The organism is Dolomitihabitans soli (assembly GCF_022213955.1).
GTDB classification, from domain to species: Bacteria; Actinomycetota; Actinomycetes; order Streptosporangiales; family Streptosporangiaceae; genus Streptosporangium_A; species Streptosporangium_A soli.
Window position 1 is genome coordinate 47,536 of the sequence record NZ_JAKNTW010000001.1, and the last position, 19,437, is coordinate 66,972.

The 19,437-nt window shown below is 72.3% G+C and carries 16 protein-coding genes; 5 read left to right on the top strand and 11 right to left on the bottom strand.

Annotation, left to right across the window (positions count from 1 at the left end; all coding sequences use genetic code 11):
• Positions 1 to 29: 29 nt before the first annotated feature.
• Positions 30 to 1,835, bottom strand: a complete 1,806-nt coding sequence (locus MBA17_RS00200; RefSeq protein WP_238494129.1) for a CHAP domain-containing protein — start codon at positions 1,833 to 1,835, stop codon at positions 30 to 32.
• A 422-nt stretch (positions 1,836 to 2,257) separates the two neighbouring features.
• Here MBA17_RS00200 and MBA17_RS00205 point away from each other — a divergent pair, with 422 nt between their 5' ends.
• Positions 2,258 to 2,896: a PaaI family thioesterase gene (locus MBA17_RS00205; RefSeq protein ID WP_238494130.1), complete on the top strand. Its 639-nt coding sequence runs from the start codon at positions 2,258 to 2,260 to the stop codon at positions 2,894 to 2,896.
• 210 nt (positions 2,897 to 3,106) lie between these two features.
• Here the strand turns inward: MBA17_RS00205 and clpX are convergent, their stop codons facing one another.
• On the bottom strand, positions 3,107 to 4,405 hold the full coding sequence (gene clpX, locus MBA17_RS00210) for an ATP-dependent Clp protease ATP-binding subunit ClpX (protein ID WP_238494131.1): 1,299 nt from the start codon (positions 4,403 to 4,405) through the stop codon (positions 3,107 to 3,109).
• 392 nt (positions 4,406 to 4,797) lie between these two features.
• On the opposite strand from clpX, the gene MBA17_RS00215 reads away from it, so the two are divergent.
• A complete protein-coding gene (locus MBA17_RS00215; protein WP_238495003.1) occupies positions 4,798 to 5,907 on the top strand; it encodes a TetR/AcrR family transcriptional regulator in 1,110 nt (369 codons plus the stop codon).
• 67 nt (positions 5,908 to 5,974) lie between these two features.
• Positions 5,975 to 6,337 carry a cupin domain-containing protein gene (locus tag MBA17_RS00220; protein ID WP_238494132.1) on the top strand — a complete coding sequence of 121 codons (363 nt, stop codon included), beginning with the start codon at positions 5,975 to 5,977 and terminating at the stop codon, positions 6,335 to 6,337.
• Between the two features lie 59 nt (positions 6,338 to 6,396).
• Here MBA17_RS00220 and MBA17_RS00225 read toward each other — a convergent pair whose 3' ends face one another.
• The 7 genes from MBA17_RS00225 to MBA17_RS00255 all read right to left on the bottom strand — a co-directional run bounded on the left by MBA17_RS00225 (position 6,397) and on the right by MBA17_RS00255 (position 14,808).
• Positions 6,397 to 7,362 (bottom strand): endo alpha-1,4 polygalactosaminidase, encoded by a 966-nt coding sequence (locus tag MBA17_RS00225; RefSeq protein ID WP_238494133.1) that lies wholly within the window; start codon positions 7,360 to 7,362, stop codon positions 6,397 to 6,399.
• A 297-nt stretch (positions 7,363 to 7,659) separates the two neighbouring features.
• Entirely contained in the window at positions 7,660 to 8,427 is a 768-nt protein-coding gene (locus tag MBA17_RS00230) for a glucose 1-dehydrogenase (protein WP_238494134.1), read from the bottom strand.
• Positions 8,424 to 10,427 carry an acetate--CoA ligase family protein gene (locus tag MBA17_RS00235; protein ID WP_455432660.1) on the bottom strand — a complete coding sequence of 668 codons (2,004 nt, stop codon included), beginning with the start codon at positions 10,425 to 10,427 and terminating at the stop codon, positions 8,424 to 8,426. The genes MBA17_RS00230 and MBA17_RS00235 overlap by 4 nt, the downstream gene beginning before the upstream one ends.
• 78 nt (positions 10,428 to 10,505) lie before the next feature.
• Positions 10,506 to 12,068, bottom strand: a complete 1,563-nt coding sequence (locus MBA17_RS00240) for a class I adenylate-forming enzyme family protein (RefSeq protein WP_238494136.1) — start codon at positions 12,066 to 12,068, stop codon at positions 10,506 to 10,508.
• Positions 12,069 to 12,083: 15 nt separating this feature from the next.
• Positions 12,084 to 12,425 carry a VOC family protein gene (locus MBA17_RS00245; RefSeq protein ID WP_238494137.1) on the bottom strand — a complete coding sequence of 114 codons (342 nt, stop codon included), beginning with the start codon at positions 12,423 to 12,425 and terminating at the stop codon, positions 12,084 to 12,086.
• Positions 12,422 to 12,784: a Zn-ribbon domain-containing OB-fold protein gene (locus MBA17_RS00250; RefSeq protein ID WP_238494138.1), complete on the bottom strand. Its 363-nt coding sequence runs from the start codon at positions 12,782 to 12,784 to the stop codon at positions 12,422 to 12,424. The genes MBA17_RS00245 and MBA17_RS00250 overlap by 4 nt, the downstream gene beginning before the upstream one ends.
• A 26-nt stretch (positions 12,785 to 12,810) precedes the next feature.
• Entirely contained in the window at positions 12,811 to 14,808 is a 1,998-nt protein-coding gene (locus MBA17_RS00255) for a protein kinase domain-containing protein (RefSeq protein WP_238494139.1), read from the bottom strand.
• Between the two features lie 211 nt (positions 14,809 to 15,019).
• Between MBA17_RS00255 and MBA17_RS00260 the strand changes: the two genes are divergently transcribed.
• Entirely contained in the window at positions 15,020 to 15,760 is a 741-nt protein-coding gene (locus MBA17_RS00260; RefSeq protein WP_238495004.1) for an SDR family NAD(P)-dependent oxidoreductase, read from the top strand.
• A 17-nt stretch (positions 15,761 to 15,777) separates the two neighbouring features.
• Here MBA17_RS00260 and MBA17_RS00265 read toward each other — a convergent pair whose 3' ends face one another.
• The gene (locus MBA17_RS00265) at positions 15,778 to 16,965 is read right to left on the bottom strand and encodes a serine hydrolase domain-containing protein (RefSeq protein ID WP_238494140.1); all 1,188 of its coding nucleotides are present in this window, start codon (positions 16,963 to 16,965) and stop codon (positions 15,778 to 15,780) included.
• Between the two features lie 31 nt (positions 16,966 to 16,996).
• Between MBA17_RS00265 and MBA17_RS00270 the strand changes: the two genes are divergently transcribed.
• Positions 16,997 to 17,908 (top strand): cyclase family protein, encoded by a 912-nt coding sequence (locus MBA17_RS00270; protein WP_238494141.1) that lies wholly within the window; start codon positions 16,997 to 16,999, stop codon positions 17,906 to 17,908.
• A 20-nt stretch (positions 17,909 to 17,928) separates the two neighbouring features.
• On the opposite strand, the gene MBA17_RS00275 is transcribed toward MBA17_RS00270, so the two are convergent.
• Positions 17,929 to 19,425, bottom strand: a complete 1,497-nt coding sequence (locus MBA17_RS00275) for an AMP-binding protein (RefSeq protein WP_238494142.1) — start codon at positions 19,423 to 19,425, stop codon at positions 17,929 to 17,931.
• Positions 19,426 to 19,437: the final 12 nt, after the last annotated feature.

Here is a 19,437-nt window from a genome sequence, read left to right on the forward strand (position 1 = left end):
CGGCGGGCGCGTCGATCGCGGCCCCGGAGTCACACGCGGGAGTGCCTGCCGCCGCGCTCGCCGACTCCCGGTACGGCGGGCGTCAGGTCGAGCACGTCGCCGTGGGAGCGGCGGTGACGGCGTCCGCGCAGGGGGAGGTCGGGGGAGTCGCCGACCGGCTGGAACGGGCTCCAGGGGGTCTCCGCCTCGGGGATGTCCCAGCCGGTCGCGAGGTCGAAGACGTCCCAGGCGGTGCTGGGCGCGGCGACCCGGCGGGACGGGACGGCGGAGCGATGCCGGCGGCCCCGGGGGTGCTGCTCCGGGACGAAGGTCGACGTCTCCTCGACCGGGCACTCCCGGCGGCGTCTGCCCTGGTAGGGGGATTGCTCGGGGGGTACCGGCGGTGGGGTGGTGGACCTGCCGGGCAGATCCCCGGACACGGGCTCCAGGGCGGGGACCCCTGCGACGGCGGACTCGACGGCGGGCAGTTCCTGGAGCGTCGGTCCTGTGGCAGGGGTGGGAGCAGCCGGTTCCGGGGCGGGCCGGGTGCGGAGTGCTGGTCCTGTGGTGGCGGGGCCGGGTGCGGCCGGTTCCGGGGCGGGTCGGGTGTGGAGTGCCGGTTCCATGGTGGTCTGTCCAAGGGTGACCGATTCCGGGGTGATCGACTCCGTGGTGGGCCAGGTCTGGGGTGCCGGTTCGGTCGTGGGGAGGGTCGTGGTGGTGCGGGTGCCCGTGGCGGGAGTCGTGCTGGGAGTCGTGCCTGGGGCCGTGGTGCGGCGGGCCGTACGGCGGGGGGCTCGGCGTTTGCCGGGGGTTCGTCTGCGGGAGGGGCCGGCCGGGACGGCGAGCGCGGTGGCCAGCCGTACGCGGGACTGTTTGGTCTTGGTATGGGCGATCAGGGCGAGGGCGGCGAGCAGGACCGGGGCCAGGATGGCCGGGGTGCCGAGGTTGGGCGGTTCGCTGTGCAGGGGTTGGACGGCGGACAGGGGGATGCCCGTCACATTGGTGGTCTCGCCCGCGGTCGGCTGGTCGTCGGTGGTCCTGCCTCCCTCGGGCGGGGCGGAGAGGCCGGCGCGGGGCGAGGGCTGCGGGGCGGGCTCGGGCTTCGCTTGCTGGTCGGTCTCGGTGCGTGGTTCGCCGGTACTGGGCTTGTCGGCGCGTGGTTTGGCGGTGCCCGGCTCGGCGGACTTCGCGGCCGGCTGGGCGGGTTCGCGGGACTTCCCGGTGAGCTCTCCCTTGGGGGACGCCTCGGGCGGGGGCGGCGGCAGTTCGGCGTCCACGTCGGGGATCAGTGACCGATGGCCGGAGTCCGGTAGGCCGGGGCCGTTCAGCGTGCCGGTGGCCGCCTCGGCCCGGTCGCCGGTGGTGGCGTCCAGCAGTTCCCGCTTCTGCAGCTGTTCTCTGACCTTCTCGGGGTAGCCGTATCCGACGACCTTGCTCTCGTCGCGCACCTTGCGCTTGGCCACGCCGCCGTCGATGTTGCCCTCGATCGTGTGGATCTTCTTGCCGGTGACCTTGGTGACGACGCCGACGTGGTCGATGCCCGTGATGTCGTCGCCGCCGCTCCAGTCGTAGAAGACGAGCGCGCCCGGCTCGGGGGTGTGCCCCCACGCGTCCTGCTTCTCGAACCAGCGGGCGTGGGAGACGGTCCAGGCGAACTGGCCGACCCACTCCTGGTAGCCGAGCTTCTGTGCCGCCCAGGAGATGTACATGTCGCACCAGGGCTGAGAGGAGTAGTCGGAGTCCGACTCGACGCTGTTGTACCACTTGCCGAACTTGGTGTGGCCACTGTTCTTCTCGGCGTAGCCCAGCTCGGATTCGAGCTGGCTGATGAACTTTTCGATCTCTGGGCTCATGGATGTCCGCGGACCGGCTGACAGCCCGTGGGGCATGGTCGCGCCGCCCTCGCGACCGGGCTGTCAGAAGGTGGGCTCGATCCGATGGCACGTTCGCGCGAACCGGTCGAGGGAGAGCGATCGGAACACACGTGGCGGCGCCATAGGTCAGTAATCTCCTGTGACGACGGAGGCTACCTTGCTAAAAGCGCAGGTCAAGTCAATCTAAAGGCAGGGTCAAGTAAGCGTCCGGTAGCAAGGAGAGAGAAACCCCAGGTAGCGGCATGTGGGGCTTTATTCCGACTTGCGTGGAAATGTCGCAAAAGATCTACCTTTAGGGTGCTTTGGCGGTCGGTGTCGGCCCGGTTGGCGGGCGCCGCCGGCGCGAGGTCGGGTCTCGTCGTCCGACCCCGGCTGGTTAGAACGTGTTCTAAAATGGGCGCATGAAGCTCGATCTCGCCCCCACCGAAGACGCGGAAGGACGGCTGGCAGCCCTCGCCGTTCTCGCGCAGCAGACCCGTGACCTCGCGGACGCCGTGGCGCTCACCGATGTCGCCGAGGACGAGCTCACCGCCATCACGGCCGACCTCGCCACCCTCACCGAGCGCCTGAGCGCGGCCAGGAGGCAGACGCCGCAGCCGTTCGAAGTCGCCCCCGACGGCACGCTGAGGCATCTGGGCAACGCGGTCGTCGGCACCTGCAACCCGCACGCGCTGCCGCTGACCGTGGAACTCGACACCGACGGCGGCGTACGGTCGGAGCTGACCTTCCGCCCGCTCCACGAGGGCCCGCCCGGTTCCGTGCACGGCGGCGTCAGCGCGATGATCCTCGATCATCTCCTGGGCCAGGGCGCCGCCGCCGCGGGCTCGGCCGGCATGACCGGCACCCTCACCCTCCGCTACCTGCGCCCGGCGCCCTACAACCACCCGCTGGTCGGCACGGCCCGGATGTCCAGGACGGAGGGCCGAAAGACCTGGGTCGACGGCCGTATCGCCCTCCAGGACGGCACCCCGCTGGTGGAGGCCACCGGCTTGTTCATCACCCCGTCCAAGTGGGTGGACGCGGTCCGGGGGGCCGGCTGACCCGTGTACGGCAGGGCCGGGCCCCGTGCCTGGACGCCGTGCGGAGGACCGGCTGACCCCGGTTCACGAGCGAGCGAGCGAACGACCGACCGAACCGGCCCGTCCGCCAACGGTTCACGAGCGAACGAGCGAGCGAACGAACCGGCCCGTCCGCCGACGCGAAAGCCCGGCTCGGGAAGCCGAGCCGGGCCGAGTTGAAGCCGGGACGCGTCAGGCGGACTTCTCGCGGTGCTCCCGTTCGCGGTCCGCGAGCTCGCGGGGGATCAGGGTCGGGTTGACGTTGTCGAGCACGGTGTCGCGGTTGACCACGACCCGGCCCACGTCGTCCCGGCTCGGCACCTCGTACATCACGTTGAGCAGGACCTCTTCGAGGATCGCGCGGGTCGCCCTGGCGCCGGTGCGGCGGAGCAGCGCCTGCTCGGCGATCGCGCCGACGGCGTCCTCGGCGAACTCCAGCTCGACGCCGTCGATCTCGAACAGCTTCTGGTACTGCTTGATCAGCGCGTTCCGCGGTTCGGTGAGGATGCGCATCAGCGCCGTCCGGTCCAGCGGCCGGAAGGTCGTGACCACCGGGAGCCGGCCGACGAACTCCGGGATCAGCCCGAACTTGAGCAGATCCTCGGGCATGACGTCGGCGAAGGCGTCCTCGTCCTCCCGATCCTCCTTGGATGCGATCACTGCGCCGAACCCGACGCCCTTGCGGCTGGTCCGCTGCTCGATGATCCGCTCCAGGCCGGCGAACGCGCCGCCGACGATGAACAGCACGTTGCTCGTGTCGATCTGGATGAGGTCCTGCTGCGGGTGCTTGCGCCCGCCCTGCGGCGGCACGCTCGCGACCGTGCCCTCCAGGATCTTCAGCAGCGCCTGCTGGACGCCTTCGCCCGAGACGTCGCGGGTGATCGACGGGTTCTCACTCTTTCGAGTGATCTTGTCGATCTCGTCGATGTAGATGATGCCGGTCTCGGCCTTCTTGACGTCGTTGTCGGCGGCCTGGATCAGCTTGAGCAGGATGTTCTCGACGTCCTCGCCGACATAGCCCGCCTCGGTGAGCGCGGTGGCGTCGACGATCGCGAACGGCACGTTGAGCATCCGCGCGAGCGTCTGGGCGAGGTAGGTCTTGCCGCAGCCGGTCGGGCCGATCAGCAGGATGTTGGACTTGCCGAGCTCGATCGGCTCTTCCTTCGCGGAGTGCCGCCCGTTCACGGCGGGTCCCGACCCGATGCGTTTGTAGTGGTTGTAGACCGCCACCGAGAGCGTCTTCTTGGCCCTCTCCTGCCCGACGACGTACTGCCCGAGGAAGTCGTAGATCTCCCGGGGCTTCGGCAGGTCCCGCGGTCCGCCCTCGGGGGCGTCGGTGAGCTCCTCCTCGATGAGCTCGTTGCAGAGCCCGACGCACTCGTCACAGATGCAAATGCGATTCGGGCCCGCGATGAGCCTCTTGACCTGCTTCTGGCTCTTCCCGCAGAACGTGCACTTCAGCAGGTCGCCGCCGTCACCGATGCGTGCCACTCGGAAACGTCTCCTCATCGGTAGTGCGGGCCGGGGGCCCGGAGGGACCAGGACTTGGGGAGTCGGGCTGGTCATCCCGTGCGGCCGGACCCACGCGGGTGAACGTCGGTCCGAGACCGTGTGGGCTCCTGACGCTACCCCGTTCTTTCGGGTTTTGCGTACCGAAAGCGTCAGAGCAGGTCAAACCGGTGTCGGTTACGGGTCGCGCCGGTCCCGTGCCAGGCCTTCCGGGCTGGGGGAGGCCGCCAGGCCGGAGACTCCCGTCACAAAATGCCCGGTGCTGGTCATGAGAGCCTCCCGGTCTCCGAACAGTAAATCAGATGATCATACCATCTAGATCTTCACGGTATCTTGGATCGCAAGGCGCGGCAAACGCCGGAATGAGGGGGATGATGGCCCGGCTCACCAGGGTGGAGATGCGGGAACGCAACCGTGTCAAGGTGATGGACGCCGCCAGGGACGAGTTCGCCGAGCGCGGATTCCGCGACGCGAAGATCGATGACATCGCGGAGCGCGCCGAGCTGACCCGGGGAGCGGTCTACTCCAACTTCCCCGGCAAGCGGGCCCTGTACTTCACGGTTCTGGCCGAGCGGGCCGAGCAGGCGGTCGCCGAGCCGGGGCCCGAGCCGGGGCGTACCGCCGGTGAGGCGCTCGGCGCGTTCGCCCGTGCCTGGGTGGCCCGGCTGCCGCTGGCCGTCGACAACCGGTACGGCCCGGCCCGGCTCGCCGTGGATCTGATGCCCGAGATCATGGCCGAGGAGCGGTTCCGGCTGCCGTTCGCGCAGCTGATGAAGCTGGACGCGATCCTGCTGGGGCTGGCGCTGGAGCGGCTGAGCCCGCCCGCGACGCCCGGCGGCCGGCTGGTACGGGTGGCGGAGGCGGCGCTCACGTTGCTGCACGGGGCGAGCCAGATGGCCGCCGCCGCGCCCGGCTTCGTCGAGCCCTTCAACGTGGTGAGCGCCTGTGAACGGCTGGCGGACCTCGACCTGGGGGACCGGTGGGAGGATACGCCGTGGATCACGCGGGCGCGGGCCGTACGGGAGTCGTGGTCCGCGCCGCCGCTGGTGGACGCGGTGCGGGGCGGGCCGGCGCGGCTCGCCGGTGACGGTGTGGTGGCGGTCTTGGGGCTGCACCGGCTTGAGGCCGTGGAGGAGGCGGTACGCGCCGCGCCCGGGGCCGAGGTCACCGCGGTCCTGGTCACCGGTGATCCGCAGGAGCTGGCGCCGCTGGCCCGGCTGGTCGTCGCCGATCTCTGCGGCTGCCTGCGTCAGGCGTTCCCGCCGTCGGCGTGGCCGGGGGTGCGGGTGGTGTTCGACGAGTGGGGCGTGGCGGCCGCGGCGGCCGGGGTGCCGGCGGTCGGCGACGCGACCGAGGTCGCCGTCCGGATCGAGGAGGGCCGCGTCGTCTCCCGCGCGGAAGGCCGGGGCGCGTGCCACGCGATCGCGTCAGAAGCGGCGGCGGACGGCCGGGGCCGCCCGTCCCCACCGGCCCGCCACCGGTGAACCTGCGGGGTTCTTGTACGGCTTGACCTGCGGTGAAAGACTCGAAATGGGAGCAAAGGGGGACACCATGTTCGAGTCGAAGAACATCGACAAAGCCGATGAGCGCCGGGACTTCATGATGGGTCACCTGGACGTGTTCGAGCTGCCCGGGCTGAGCTTCGGGGTGGCCACGTTCGAGCCCGGATGGCGGTGGTCCGCGTCCGTGAAGCCGATCGCGGGCACCGAGTCGTGCCAGGTCCACCACAACGGTTTCGTGGCCAGGGGCCGCCTGCACTTCAGGATGGACGACGGCACGGAGGGGGAGGCAGGTCCCGGTGACCTCTTCGTCGCCACTCCCGGGCACGACGCCTGGGTGGTCGGCAACGAGCAGACCGTCGTCTACGACTTCGCGGGAGGAGCGGCCGAGTACGCCAAGGCGACCGGCGGCTGACCGGCGGCGACACGTGCGGGGACGCCGGTGACCCGGCGCCCCCCATCGCGTTCGAGGGATCAGCGGCAGGCGACGCGGTAGGCGTCCAGGTTGAGGTTCTTGCGCAGGGAGTTGAAGTTCCGCGCGTTCGCGCGGGCGCAGAACCGCGAGGTCGTCAGCTCGTACTCGACGTTGAAGACGGCCTTGCCCGCGTCGACGAACTGGTCATAGCCGGTGTCGTCGGTCTGCTCCGTGGTGCACTCGTCGTACTGCCAGCACTGCTCGTTGAGCGCCCAGTCGAAGTACGGCAGGAGCCGGGGGATCTGCGAGATGTCGTTCTTCAGTCCGGCCGACAGGCCCCGGGTGTGCGCCTCGTTGGCCAGCCAGGCGTTGTACTGGAGCTGGTGGGCGGCGGTGAGCGGGAAACCGGTGTCGTTGGTGTAGCCGTCGACGTTGTCGAACTCGACGGCGTCGAAGCCCTTCGCCTTGCACATGTCCAGCCGGGCTCGCATGATCGTGCCGAGGGCTCCGCCGTACTGGCGGACGTCGAGCCAGCGCTCGCCCTCCCAGCCGTCGAGCGGGTCGCCGAGCACCGAGGACGGGAACCGCGCGGCGTCGGGGCGCCAGTCCTCGAACGAGCCGCCGCTGATGTAGCAGACGACCTTGCGGCCGGACCTGGTCTCGTGCAGCCGCCGGACGGTGGCCGCGGAGGCGTTGAAGCCGTCGATGTCGTACATGGTGACGTCGAGGAACGGTTCGGCGGGCACCGAGGAGAGCTGCCACTGCCAGGAGGTCTTCAGCGCGGGACGCCAGCAGCCGGAACACGGGACGGGAGCGGGCAGCGCGGCGGCGGTGCTCACAGCGGTGCTCACAGCGGTGCTCACAGCGGTGCTCACAGCGGTGCTCACGGGGGTGCTCACGGGGGTTCTCGCGGCGGTGCCGGGGGGTGCGGTGGTCCGGGCTCGGGCGGTGGACGTCAGGGCGATCGTCACGCAGAAGCTGATGATCACCGTGAGGGTCGTGGTCGCGAGATGGCGGACGCGCATGTCTCTCCTTGCGTGTGTGTCAGCGGCAAGGGCCCATGCGTGCTGTTTCGCACTCTCCGCGTCGTCGGCCTGGCGGCGCGGAGTGGCGCGACCCATTAGTGTCGTGAGGGTTCACGCCAGCACGTGGGAGAGTCTCCTCTCGGGGCGAGATCTTGTTTATAGTTGCTCAAACCTGTGGATTTCGCAACTGGTTCGAGCATCGCCTTCGTGCTGGCGCAGCGTCAGTTCGTCGCGACGATGACCTTCGGCGGGCTGACGGGCTGACCCGCGCCGTGCCGCGCCCGGCCGGGGATCGGCTCAGTAACCCGCGCCGGTGAGCATGCCGCCGTCGACGGTGAACTCGCTGCCCGTGCAGTAGCCGGACAGGTCGGAGGCGAGGAAGGCCACCACATGGGAGACCTCGACGGGTTCGGCGAACCTCTTGATGACCATGGAGCGCATGAACGCCTCGCCGTCGACCTCGGTGAGCAGCTCCGGTGTGATGATCATCGGGGTGTTCACCGCGCCCGGATGGACGGAGTTCACCCGGATCCCGAAACCGGCCAGCTCCCTGGCGGCGGCCTTGGTCACGCCGCGCACGCCGAACTTGGAGGCGGCGTAGGCGGACAGGCCCGCCGCGCCGATGAAGCCCTCCACCGAGAAGATGTTCACGATCGAGCCGCCGCCCGCCGCCTTCATCGGCTCGGTCACCGACTTGACGCCCAGCCAGGTGCCGGTGAGGTTGACGGCGATGACCTGCTGGAACTCGTCGAGCGTCATCTCCTCGATGGTGCGAAATTTCAGTATCCCGGCGTTGTTGACCAGGATGTCGAGCCGGCCGTACGTCTCGACCGTGGTGGCGATGGCGGTCGCCCAGTCGGCCGGGTCGGTCACGTCGTGCCGTACGAACTGGGCGCCGCAGTCGGCGGCCAGGGCCTTGCCCTCCTCCGTCAGCACGTCGCCGAACACCACCCGCGCGCCCTCGGCGACGAAGTGCCGCACATGCGCCTCGCCCATCCCCCGGGCGCCCCCGGTGACGAACGCGACCTTTCCTTCGAGCAGGCCCGGCATGTCTACCTCCATCATGATCGTCGATCCAGGGCGAAACGCCGGACGGCGGCGACGGCCACGGCCGCCGCCTCCACCGACCGGAAGACGGGGATGGCCGCGTCCGCCGCGACGGCTCGCACCGCATCCTCCACCCCGGCGGGAGCGAACCCCGCGTTCCTGGTCACCAGCGTGATCCTGGCACCGGGCAGCAGCCCGGGAACCTCGGCCAGGCAACGAGCGTAGGCGAGCAGCGGCTCGGCCGAGTCGCCATAGGTGAAGAAGCTCTGCACGTTCACATGCGCGATCACATCGGCGTACGGCCGGCGCCCCGCGATCGCCGTGATCGTGTCCCTGACCAGCTCCGGACTGGCCCGCGGGCCGACCGGGATCTCCATCGGATTCAGCCCCGCCACGCCGTCCGGGAGCGGGGCGAGCACCAGCCCCGCCGTGTCGCAGGCGTCGGCGGCCAGCACGCTCGCGCCGCCGCTCGGGCCCACCACCAGCACCCCGTCCCCGGTCGTCGTCAGGCGGGCCCGGTGCGACTGGAGCGCGAGCAGGACGCCGATGAGATCGTCCTGGCTGGTGACGAGGGTCGCGCGGGTCTGCTCGGCGAGAGCCGGCCAGACGCGGGCGTCGCCGGCCAGGCCGCCCGTGTGCGAGGCCGCCGCCCGTCGTCCCTGGCGGGTCCGGCCGCCGGTCAGCAGGACCACCGGCAACTCGCCGCGGATCGCCGTCAACGCCTCGAACAGGGCGCGGCCGTCCCGGGGATCCTCCAGATACATGCCGACGGCCGTGGTGTGCGGATCGGCGGACAGCCAGCGGAGCAGCTCGGCCGGCCCCACGTCCGCCGCGTTCCCCACGGTGACCACCCGGCTGAACGCCAGCCCCCGCCGCTCACCGACCTTGATCACCTCTCCGGCGAGGCCGCCGCTCTGCGAGATCAGCGCGGTGCCGCCCGCCGGACCGGGGCCGCCGCCGACGAAGGTCTGGCCGCCCCGGGGACTGTAGACGCCCATGCAGTTCGGGCCCAGCAGCCGGACGCCCGCCTCCCGGGCGGCGGCCACCAGCCCGTCCTCCAGATCGGCGCGGCCCGTCTCGCCGAACCCGCCGCTCATCACCTGGACGAACCCGGTACGGCCCGCCTGCCGTACGACCTCGGCGCAGCGGTCGGCGGGGACGGCGACCAGGGCGTAGTCGGCCCCGGCGGCGGCCAGGGAGGGCACGCACGGGACGCCGCCGATCTCGCGGGCGCTGGGATGGACGGCGGTCACCGGGACGCCGGTCGCCCGGTAGAAGTCCAGGAACATGTTCCCGAAGCCGGGCCTGGTGGTGGAGGCGCCGACCACGGCCACCCGTCTCGGCTCGAAGAGTCGCGTGAAGTCGGCGGTGGCGGTTGCGCGGGCGAGGCGGCGCGGGGCGGCGGCGGGGAGCAGACGGGCGTCCACGGCGACGCAGCCGGCCGGTCCGGCGATCACCGGGTTCAGCTCGAACTCGCCCAGGTCCAGAGTCGTCCAGAGGCCGCCGGGGCCGCCGACGGCCAGCAGGAGGCGTTCGAGGGAGCCGAGATCGGCGGGCGGGGCGCCGCGGTGGCCGTGCAGGAGAGGGGCGGCTCTGAGCTCGGCCAGCATGGCGCGCACGTCATCGGGGGAGACGGGGCAGAGGCGTATCGCGGTGTCGCGCAGGACCTCCGTCCAGATGCCGCCCAGGCCGGTGAGGAGGATCGGGCCGAACCCCGGGTCGTCGAGCAGGCCCACGATCAGCTCCGTCCCCGCGGGCGCCTGCTCCTCGATCAGGAAGCCGTCGGGAGCGATGCCCCGGGCGAGCAGCGCGGCGAGCATGTCGCCGGCCGCGGCGGCCGGGTCGGTCACGTTCAGGCGGACGGCCCCCACGTCTGATTTGTGGACCAGGTCCGGACCGTACGCCTTGACGACCAGCGGCCTGCGGAGATCGTCGGCCGGGGAGAAGTCCGGGTCGCCGGTCGTGATGACGACACCCGTGGGGACCGGGATGCCGGCTTCTCGCAGGAGTGACTTCACCTCGTGCTCGGGTACCACTGGGCGGCCTCTCTCACGGTGCGCGCCGTGGCCGGCGGCGGCATTCAGGGGCGCGCGGGTTCAGGGGGTGGGGTAGAGGGGGCGGAGGGCCTGGCGGAGGAGTTTGCCGGGGCCGCCGGAGGCGTCCTGGGTGTGGGGGAGCCGGTCGGTGACGACGATGTGGTCGGGGTGCTGGTGACGGGGGAGGGAGCCGGTGAGGGCGGCGGCCAGTTCGCCGGGGTCGAGGGCGTGGCCGGCGCGGGGCACCACGGCCAGCAGGATCCGCTGGTCGGCCGCGTCCTGCCCGTCCGTGTGGGCGGGGACGCCGACCGCGCCGGCTTCGGCCACGCCGTCGAGGGCGGTGGCGGCGTCCTCGATGACGGCGGGCTGGGTCCAGTGGCCGTCCTTGAGGATGGAGTCTTCGCGCCGGCCCAGGACCGTCAGGTTGCCGTCGGGGGCGAGCACGCCGAGGTCGCCCCCGACGTACCAGCCGTCACGCAGCACCTCGGCGTTCCTGCCGGGGAGCCCGTCGTAGCCGGCCATCCGGTGCGGCCCGGCGAGGTTGATCTCGCCGGGGCGGCCCACCAGGCGCTCGCCCGCGGGGCCGGTGACGCGGACCGCGCACGAGGTGCGGGCCACGCCGGACGCGCCGAGCGGGGTGCTGCCGTCGTCGACCCGGCCGAAGCAGGTGTAGGGGGCCTCGGTCTGGCCGTAGTAGCAGTACACCCCCGCGCCGGGGAGCCGCTCCTTCATCCGGGCGAGCAGCGCGGCGGGCAGCGGCTCGCCGCCGAGCATGATGACCCGCAGCGAGGAGAGGTCGGCGGCGGCGTGGTCGTCGGAACCGAGCAGGGCCGAGTAGAAGGACGGGATCTGCGAGACGTGGGTGACCCGCTCGCGGGGGACGACCCGCAGGAAGTTCGCCGGGCCCCAGTCCTGCTCCAGCACCAGCCGCATGCCGGCGTAGAGGGCGGGGCCGACGAGGGCGGGGAAGCCGATGCCCCAGATGATCGCGCCGGTGCCGAGCACCGGGTCCGGGCCGCGGGGCACGTCGAGCCAGATCTGCGCGGTGGCCAGCGACCCGGCGTGGGTGTGGACGACGGCCTTGGGCAGGCCGGTCGTGCCCGAGGTGTAGTAGAGCGCGAGCGGGTCGTCGTGGTGCCCGCCGAGCGCGGGCTCCTCCTCGCCCGCCGCGGCGGTCAGCTCGTCGAGGTCGAGCGCGTCCCGGCCGGGTCCGCCGATCTTGATCCAGGTGGTGACGCCGGGGAGCGACGGGCGGATCCGGGCGACGGCCTGCTCGACGGTCGCGTCGTAGACGAACGCGGTGCACCGGGAGTGCTCGACGACGGCCTGGAGCGTCTCGGCGGGCCAGTAGGGGTTGAGCGCGGCGGTGACCGCGCCGAGCTTGGCCTGCGCGAGGTACACCTCCGCCACGTGCAGCGTCTCGTTGAGCAGTGCGGCCACCCGCCGCCCCGGCGAGATCCCGGCCGCGCGCAGCGCGTGCGCCCGCCGGTTGACCGTCCGGTTGAGCCGGTCGTAGGTGAAGCTCCGCTCGCCGCAGTAGGTGAGCGCGACGGCGTCGGGGGTGCGCAGCGCGCCCGCGGTGAGGACGGCGTAGGCGTAGTTGCCGTAGGGGGATGACACCATGGCCTCCAGGGCCTGCTACAACGGCGAGTAGAGCACGAACACGTTCCCCGAGGGGTCGCTCAGTACGGCGCGGATCTCGTGCGGGCCGCTCGAAGGCTCCGCCACCACCGCCGCGCCCGCCGCGGTCAGCTCCTTCACGGTGGCCGCCAGGTCGTCCACCTTGTACGACGGCGCGGTGACCGCCCCCGCCACCTGCTCCTCAGCGGTCACCAGGGCGATCGTCGTCCCGCCGCCGTCGAGCGCCGCGAACCGGTCGCCGTCGCGGAACTTGACCGCCAGCCCGAGGGTCCCGGAGTAGAACGCCAGCGCGGCGTCCAGGTCGGCGACGGGAATCAGCACGTTGCCCAGCTTGCTCATGCGGGTCTCCACACGGGTAGGTCGTTCTCGAACATGACACGGACCCGCATGCCGACGGTCACCCGCTCGGGCGGGCAGCCGACGACGCTCCCGAACGCGCGGGCGCCCTCGGGCAGGTCGATCCAGGCCAGCACGTACGGCTCACGCCCGCGGAAGGCGGGCACGAACGAGCGGTACACGATGGTGAAGGTGTGCACGATACCGTCGCCGCCGACCGGTTCGAAGGGCAGGTCCGTACCGCCGCAACGGGGACATTCCGCGGCCGGCAGGTGGACGCGCGCGTCGCATGCCGTACAGCGCTGGATGGCCAGCTCGCCGCGCCGGCAGGCCGTCCAGTAGGGATCGGGGTCAGCTCCCATCGATGGCCAAGCTAGCGCACGCTTGGTCACTCGGCAAGGGCCCGATCTTGCGCCGGAGACGCGCCCGTGTCCTCCGGCGGCGCGGCCGTCCCGGGGTCGCCTGACGGCTGGACGCCGGTGGGGGAGGGCTGGGGGCAGGCGGGGCCGTCCAGGGCCGCCTCGCTGATCTGCGGGCCGGTCGCCGCCGCGCGGACGGTGCTGACCAGGACCCCGAGGTGCGCCCGATCTCCGCAGGTGATCGCCTCGGGAGCGCGGCCGAACTCGACCGTGTACGTGGTGCGGCCCTTCAGGGTGCGGGTGTCCGTGTGCACGGTTCTGGCCGGGCCGTCCCCCTCCCGCCTGGTGAACGAGACGCCCAGCCGTACGGGGCCCGGGCCGTCCGTGGTGACCCGCGCGGTGCCCGCCGAGCCGTTCCACGACAGCACCCGCACCTCCAGTACGGCGGGCGCCGCGCACGCCGGGCCGCGCACCGTGGCGGTACGGGAGGCGGTGCCGCCGCCGGGAACCGTGGTCACGGTGAGCCGCCGGTAGACGGTCACCTCGCAGGGCGGCGGCGCGAAGGTGTTCGTGACGACGGTGGCGTAGGCCGTCGACCCCGACAGGGTGAACGTCTGCGGGGGCGCGGCCGCCAGGTGGTCGCGGCTCCGGCCCTCGGCGAATCCGGCGGTCACGGTGACCTTCCCGCCCGTCGACGCGGCCACGGCGATGGTGCCCCTGACTCCGTCGAAGCCGGAGACGCGTAACGAGCCGACCCGGTGGGCGACGGGCGATGCCGCCTTGGTCGGGGCGACGGCGGGGTTCTGGGCGGGCTTCTCGGCCGGAGGGCCGGTGGCTGCCTGGCCGGTGTTCGCGGTCTCCGGGGTGCGGACGGGCAGGGTGGGCGGCGGGCCGGCGGCCTCGGTCTCCGGGGAGCGTGGCGGGGTGGCGAGGAAGGTGTCGGGAGAGCCGTCCGCGGGGCCTCTGTCGGAGGTGAGCACGATGGTGGTGACCGCGGCGGCCGCGAGCGCCGCGATGACGGCGAACCGCGGCCTGGCCAGGTGCGCCGGGCGGGTCCTCGGCCGCCGCCGCTCCCCGCCGCCCCTGCCGGGCAACAGGCCGAGGCCGGCGGATCGCGCTCCGGGCGGGCGGGCGTTCCTGGTCCGGGGTCCGGGAGCGGGGCCCGCCAGCGGGAAGTGCAGGGCGAGCGGCGTGGCCAGTTCGGCGAGGTGTCGCCGGCCGCGCTTCTCCCACTCCGCCCCGTACGCCGCCCCGGCCGCGCGCTCCAGCGCCTCGATGAAGTCACGTGCCGTCGCCGGGCGGGCGGCGGGGTCGGGGGAGAGTCCGTCCGCGACCAGTTCGCGCACCGACCCCGGCACCTTTCTGAGCGTGTCGTCCTCCGGTGGCCGCCCGGTCAGGCACTCGACGAACACGCACGTCGCCGCGTACAGGTCGGCCGCCACGCCGCCGTCCGGTGGCGCCTCGGCCACCGTCGGCACGGGGGCCGGCAGGGGGTAGGGTGGTGGCCCCTCGGGGAGGGCGAGGCCGAAGTCGGCGATCTTGCCGGCGCCGTCGGCCTGGACCAGCACGTTCTCCGGCCGGTAGGCCCGATGCGCGATCCCCGCGTCGTGGGCGGCGGCGAGACCGAGCAGCGAGCCGCGCAGCAGGGCCAGGGCGGCCTCCGGGCTGGTCGTGCCGCGCTCGGTGAGAATCGTGCGCAGGGAGACGCCGTCCACCAGTTCCATCACCAGCGCCGCGCTCGTCGGCGTCTCGACGTACTCGTGCAGCCGCACCACGTGCGGGCTCTCCAGCTCGACGAGGCGGCCCGCCTCCTCGCGGAAGCGGGCCAGGAAGCCCGGGTCGGCCCACAGCAGGGGCCGCAGAAACCTGATCGCCACATACGCGCCGGTGGCGGCATAGGTGGCGAGGACAACCCGTCCGGCGCCCCCCGTGCCGAGCCGGCGTACTTCGTGGTATCCCGGAACCATCCGCCCCCCATGGAGTGCCTGTGATCTCTCGACGGTCTCACCCGGGTCGTCGGTTGTCACGATTCCCACTTTTTCGCTATTTGCAGGGCTCTGGGCACTGGACTGTGGCCTCACGGTGATGTCGTGACGCGTGGGGTTCGGGGTGCCGTGTTACGCTCCTGCCGAGCAAGCGCTCGGGCAAGATGGGTCGCCTGCCGGCCGTACGGCGGTGCCGGTCAGGGAGACGCGGCGGGGCGACCTGGCCAGGTTTCCGGAGCTCCGGGAGGCGTGCATGATCGACGGCTGCGGGCTGGCCGGCCGTACGGCGATGGTGACGGGCGGGGCGGGGGCCATCGGCGCGGCCGTCTGCGCCGACCTGGCCGCGCTCGGCGCGCGGGTGATCGTGGCCGACGTGGACGAGGCCGGCGCCGCCGAGGTGGCGGACGGCCTGCCGGGGGCCGTACCCGAGCGGGTGGACCTCGCCGAGCCCGCCTCGATCGCCGAGCTGTGCGCGCGGGCGGGGCGGATGGACATCGTGGTGCACAACGCGGGGATCTCGATCGTCGAACCGTTCACCGGCAGCGACCCGGACGACTGGGACCTGATGTGGCGGGTCAACCTCCGCGCCCCCATGCTGCTCACCAAGCTGCTGCTGCCGGGCATGCTGGCCGGCGAATGGGGGCGGCTGGTCTTCGTCTCCTCAGACGGCGCGCGGGCCGGATCGGGCGGGGAAGGGGCGTACGCGGCGACCAAGGCGGGCCTGTTCGGGCTGGCCAAGACGCTCGCCAGGGAGGCGGCCCCGGCCGGGGTGACCAGCAACGTGGTCTGCCCGGGGCCCACCGACACCCCGATGCTCCGCCGGATCGACGCGGAACGGCCCGGCCTCGTCGCCAAGATCGCCCGAACCATCCCGCTGAGAAGGCTGGGCGCCCCCCGCGACGTGGCGGGTCTCATCGCCTACCTGTGCACCGAGCGGGCCGCCTACATCACCGGCCAGACGCTGTCGGTCAGCGGCGGGATCACGATGCACTGATGGGACCACGGCCGGGATCACAGCGAGTCGTAGACGGCCTCGGCCAGGTGGTAGGCGCGCAGGCTGCCGGTCAGCGCGCGGGCCATCTTGTTCATCACATAGGCCATGCCGAGCCCGTGCTCGGGGTCGCCCAGGCCGAGCGAACCGCCCATCCCGGTGTGCCCGAAGGCGGTCTTCGCGCTCTTCGCCGGGGCGAAGAAGGTCATCGCGGGGCGCATGTAGCCCAGGCCGAACGAGCTGTCGATGATCAGCACGCGGTCGGATCCCGCCACCCTGGGCCGCAGTGCGTCGCGCAGGGTCGTCTCCTTGAGGATCCGCCCGGCGATCAGCTCGCGGTAGAAGGCCGCCAGGCCGCGCGCCGTGGTCACCATGCCGAGCGCCGGCCAGCCCGCGCGCAGGATCACCGGGTGGTTCGCGCTGCCCTTGAGCAGGTGCATCGGCGGGTTGGTCAAGGCCCTGTTCATCAGGCTGTCCTTGTCGGCGGTGGCCCTGGCCAGCTCGTGGGCGGTGTCGCCGGGCTTCCCGGGCAGCTCCGTGACCCCGGTGGCCCCGGTGCCGGCCGTACGCTCGCCGGCGGACAGCCGGGCGGTGCGCTCCACCACGTCGCCGGGGGCGCCGACCCACAGTTCCAGGCCGCAGGGCCCGGCGATGTCGGTCGCCACGATCTCGCCCACGGACTTGCCGGAGACCCTGCGGACCACCTCGCCGACCAGGAAGCCGTAGGTCAGCGCGTGGTAGCCGTGCGCGGTGCCCGGCTCCCAGACGGGGGCCTGCCCGGCCAGGCGGTCGGCGATCGCCGGCTGGTCCTCGAACTCCGTCACCGGCACCTGCTCCTCGATGACCGGCAGCCCGGCCTGGTGGGTCAGCAGGTGTTCGACGGTGATCCGCGACTTGCCGGCGGCGGCGAACTCCGGCCAGTAGTCGGCGACCGGGGCCGTGATGTCGAGATGGCCGCGCTCGGCGAGCGAAAGCAGGACGGTCGCCGTGACGGCCTTGGTGCACGAGTAGGCCAGCACGGGCGTGTGCCGCTCCCACGGCCGGCCGGTGTGCCGGTCGGCCACGCCGCCCCACAGGTCCACGACGGTCTCGCCGTCGTGCACGACGGCGAACGCCGCCCCCAGCTCCTCGCCCTGGGCGAAGTGCCGTTCGAACACCTCGCGCACGGGTGCGAACCGCGGATCGCAGTGGCCGTGGACAACCGTCATGCCAGACCTCCGACTAGAAGGAAGCTCTAGTTTGCCACCCGAGCCTAACAACTGGGGCCGCTTCGGCCCAGACGATCAGCGGGGGACGCTGAACCTCCTCACCCCGCCCGTGGTGCTCGCCGCCCTGGCCGCCGCGACCACCGGCCAGGTGATCAGCCTGGCGATGCCGATCCGCGGCGCCACCTCCTCACCGGCCCCCACCACCGTTCCGCATCTGCGCGGCAGGCCGCTGCCCCAGCACTTCATGTCCGTGGACGGCGGCGACTACGCGGCCGGCGCCCGCGCGATCGGCGCGGGCCTGCGCCTGGCCGACGACGCCCTGGTGGTCACCCCGCACGGCACCACCACCCACATGGACGCCCTCTGCCACATGTGGGCGGGCGAACAGCTCTACAACGGCCACCCCGCCGCTCGCGTCCGCTCCTACGGCGCCACCCGCTGCGGCATCGAGGTGGCGGGCGGCGTCGTGGCCCGCGGCGTCCTGTTCGACGTCCCCCGCCACCTCGGCCTGGACCACCTGCCCGCCGGCTTCAGGATCACGGCAGCGCTGCTGGAGGAGATCCACCCCGAGGTACGGCCCGGCGACGTGGCCGTGGTCCGCACCGGCTGGCCGCTGGTGTGGAACCGGTCGCGGGAGGAGTACTGGTCGGGGCAGCCGGGTCTGTCGGCGGCGGCGGGCCGCTGGCTGGCCGCCCGCGACGTGGCCATGGTGGCCTGCGACAACGCGGCCATCGGCGGCCTCAACGCCGACCAGCTCGCCGACGAGGCCCTCGACGACGACCTGCACCTCATCCTGCTGTGGCGGCACGGCATCCACCTCGCGGAGATGCTCTGGCTGGAGGACCTCGCGGCCACCGCCCGCACCGACTTCCTCTTCACCGCCGCCCCCCTCGCGATCGAGGGCGGCACCGGCAGCCCGATCAACCCGCTGGCGATCCTCTGACCGGGGCGCACCGGGCCGTCTCAGGTGGCTCCTGGGTAGCCGCCGCCACCGTGCGCGGCGTCGAGGAGGTCGTAGTCGGGGAGGTGCCCCTGCTTCGGGATGGAGTCGGTGAAGACGACCTGCCGGGGCTTCTTGTAGGAGGCGACCTGGCCCAGCACGTGCGCGATGAGCTCGTCGGCGGTCGCGTCGCCGGAGCGGACCACGACGGCCTTGACGGACTGGTGCCAGCGCTCGTCCGGGACGCCGATCACGGCTGCGTCCTGGACCGCGGGGTGGGACTTCAGGGCGCGTTCGACCTCGGCAGGGTAGATGTTCTCGTTGCCGGATTTGATCATGCGGAGCAGGGGGCCGATGAAGGTGATGGTGCCGTCGGGTTCGCGGCGGCCGAGGTCGCCGGTGTGATGCCAGCCAAAGGCTGATTTAGCGGCGTTTAGCGCTGGTCTGTTGAAATATCCGGAAAAAAGGGATTTTCCGCGTGCGCAGATCTCGCCCACCTCCCCCTGCGCGACCTCCGACCCGTCGGCCGCCAGCAGACGTACCTGGACCAGCGGTGACGGACGGCCCGCGAACCCGATGGCTCCGGGCGCCAGGCCGAGGAAGGTGAGCATCCCGCCCACCTCCGTCTGGCCGTACCCGCCCATCTTCGACCGGCACCACGGCGAGTCGTCCACGGTGATCATCGCGTCCCACTCGGGCGAATGGGCGACGAAGCGCAGCGAGGACAGGTCGTACGCGCCGTCCGCGTTGGCGGCGGTCACCGCGTCGATCATCGGGCCGAACAGGAACGCCTGGGTGACCCGCTCGGCCTCGACCAGGCGGCACACCTCGGTCGCGTCGAAGGCGGGCGTGATCACGTTGGTGCCGCCGATCTGGAAGGTCGCCAGGCAGAACATCATCGTGCCCACGTGATACAGCGGGCCGTTGCTCAGGAAGATGAAATCCGGCTCCATCTGCCTGACCACCAGCAACGACGCGCCGTGCGCGAGCAGCGCCGCGCTGCTGAGCAGGGCCGCGCGGGGACGGCCGTCGAACGCGGCGGTGTAGAGCGCGAGCACCGGCGCGGAGTCGTCCACCTCGGCGGGATCCGGCTGGACTCCGCCAGGCGGCCCGCCGCCCGCCAGGAGGTCCTCATACGCGGTCCCGGCCGGCACCCAGCCCGGACCCGCCAGCGTCTCCGCCGCCGCCGACTTCTCCCAGACGACCACCTTGGGCGCGAGGTCGTCGACGACGAAGGCCAGCTCACCGGCCGACTGCCGCCAGTTCGCCGGGCAGAAGACCGCGCCGAGCCGGGAGCAGGCGAACAGCAGCTCCAGTACGGCATGCGAGTTCCGGCCGAGCCACAGCACCCGTTCGCCCGCCGTGACCCCCCGGCGGGCCAGCGCCCCGGCGAGCCGGGTGACCCGGGCGTCGAGTTCGGGGTAGCCGAGCCGTACGTCGCCGTCGACGACCGCCGTGCCCCCCGGACGGCTGCGGGCGTGTTCGGCCAGCAGGTCGGACAGCGTGAGGGAGTGGATCATGGAGGCTCCCGG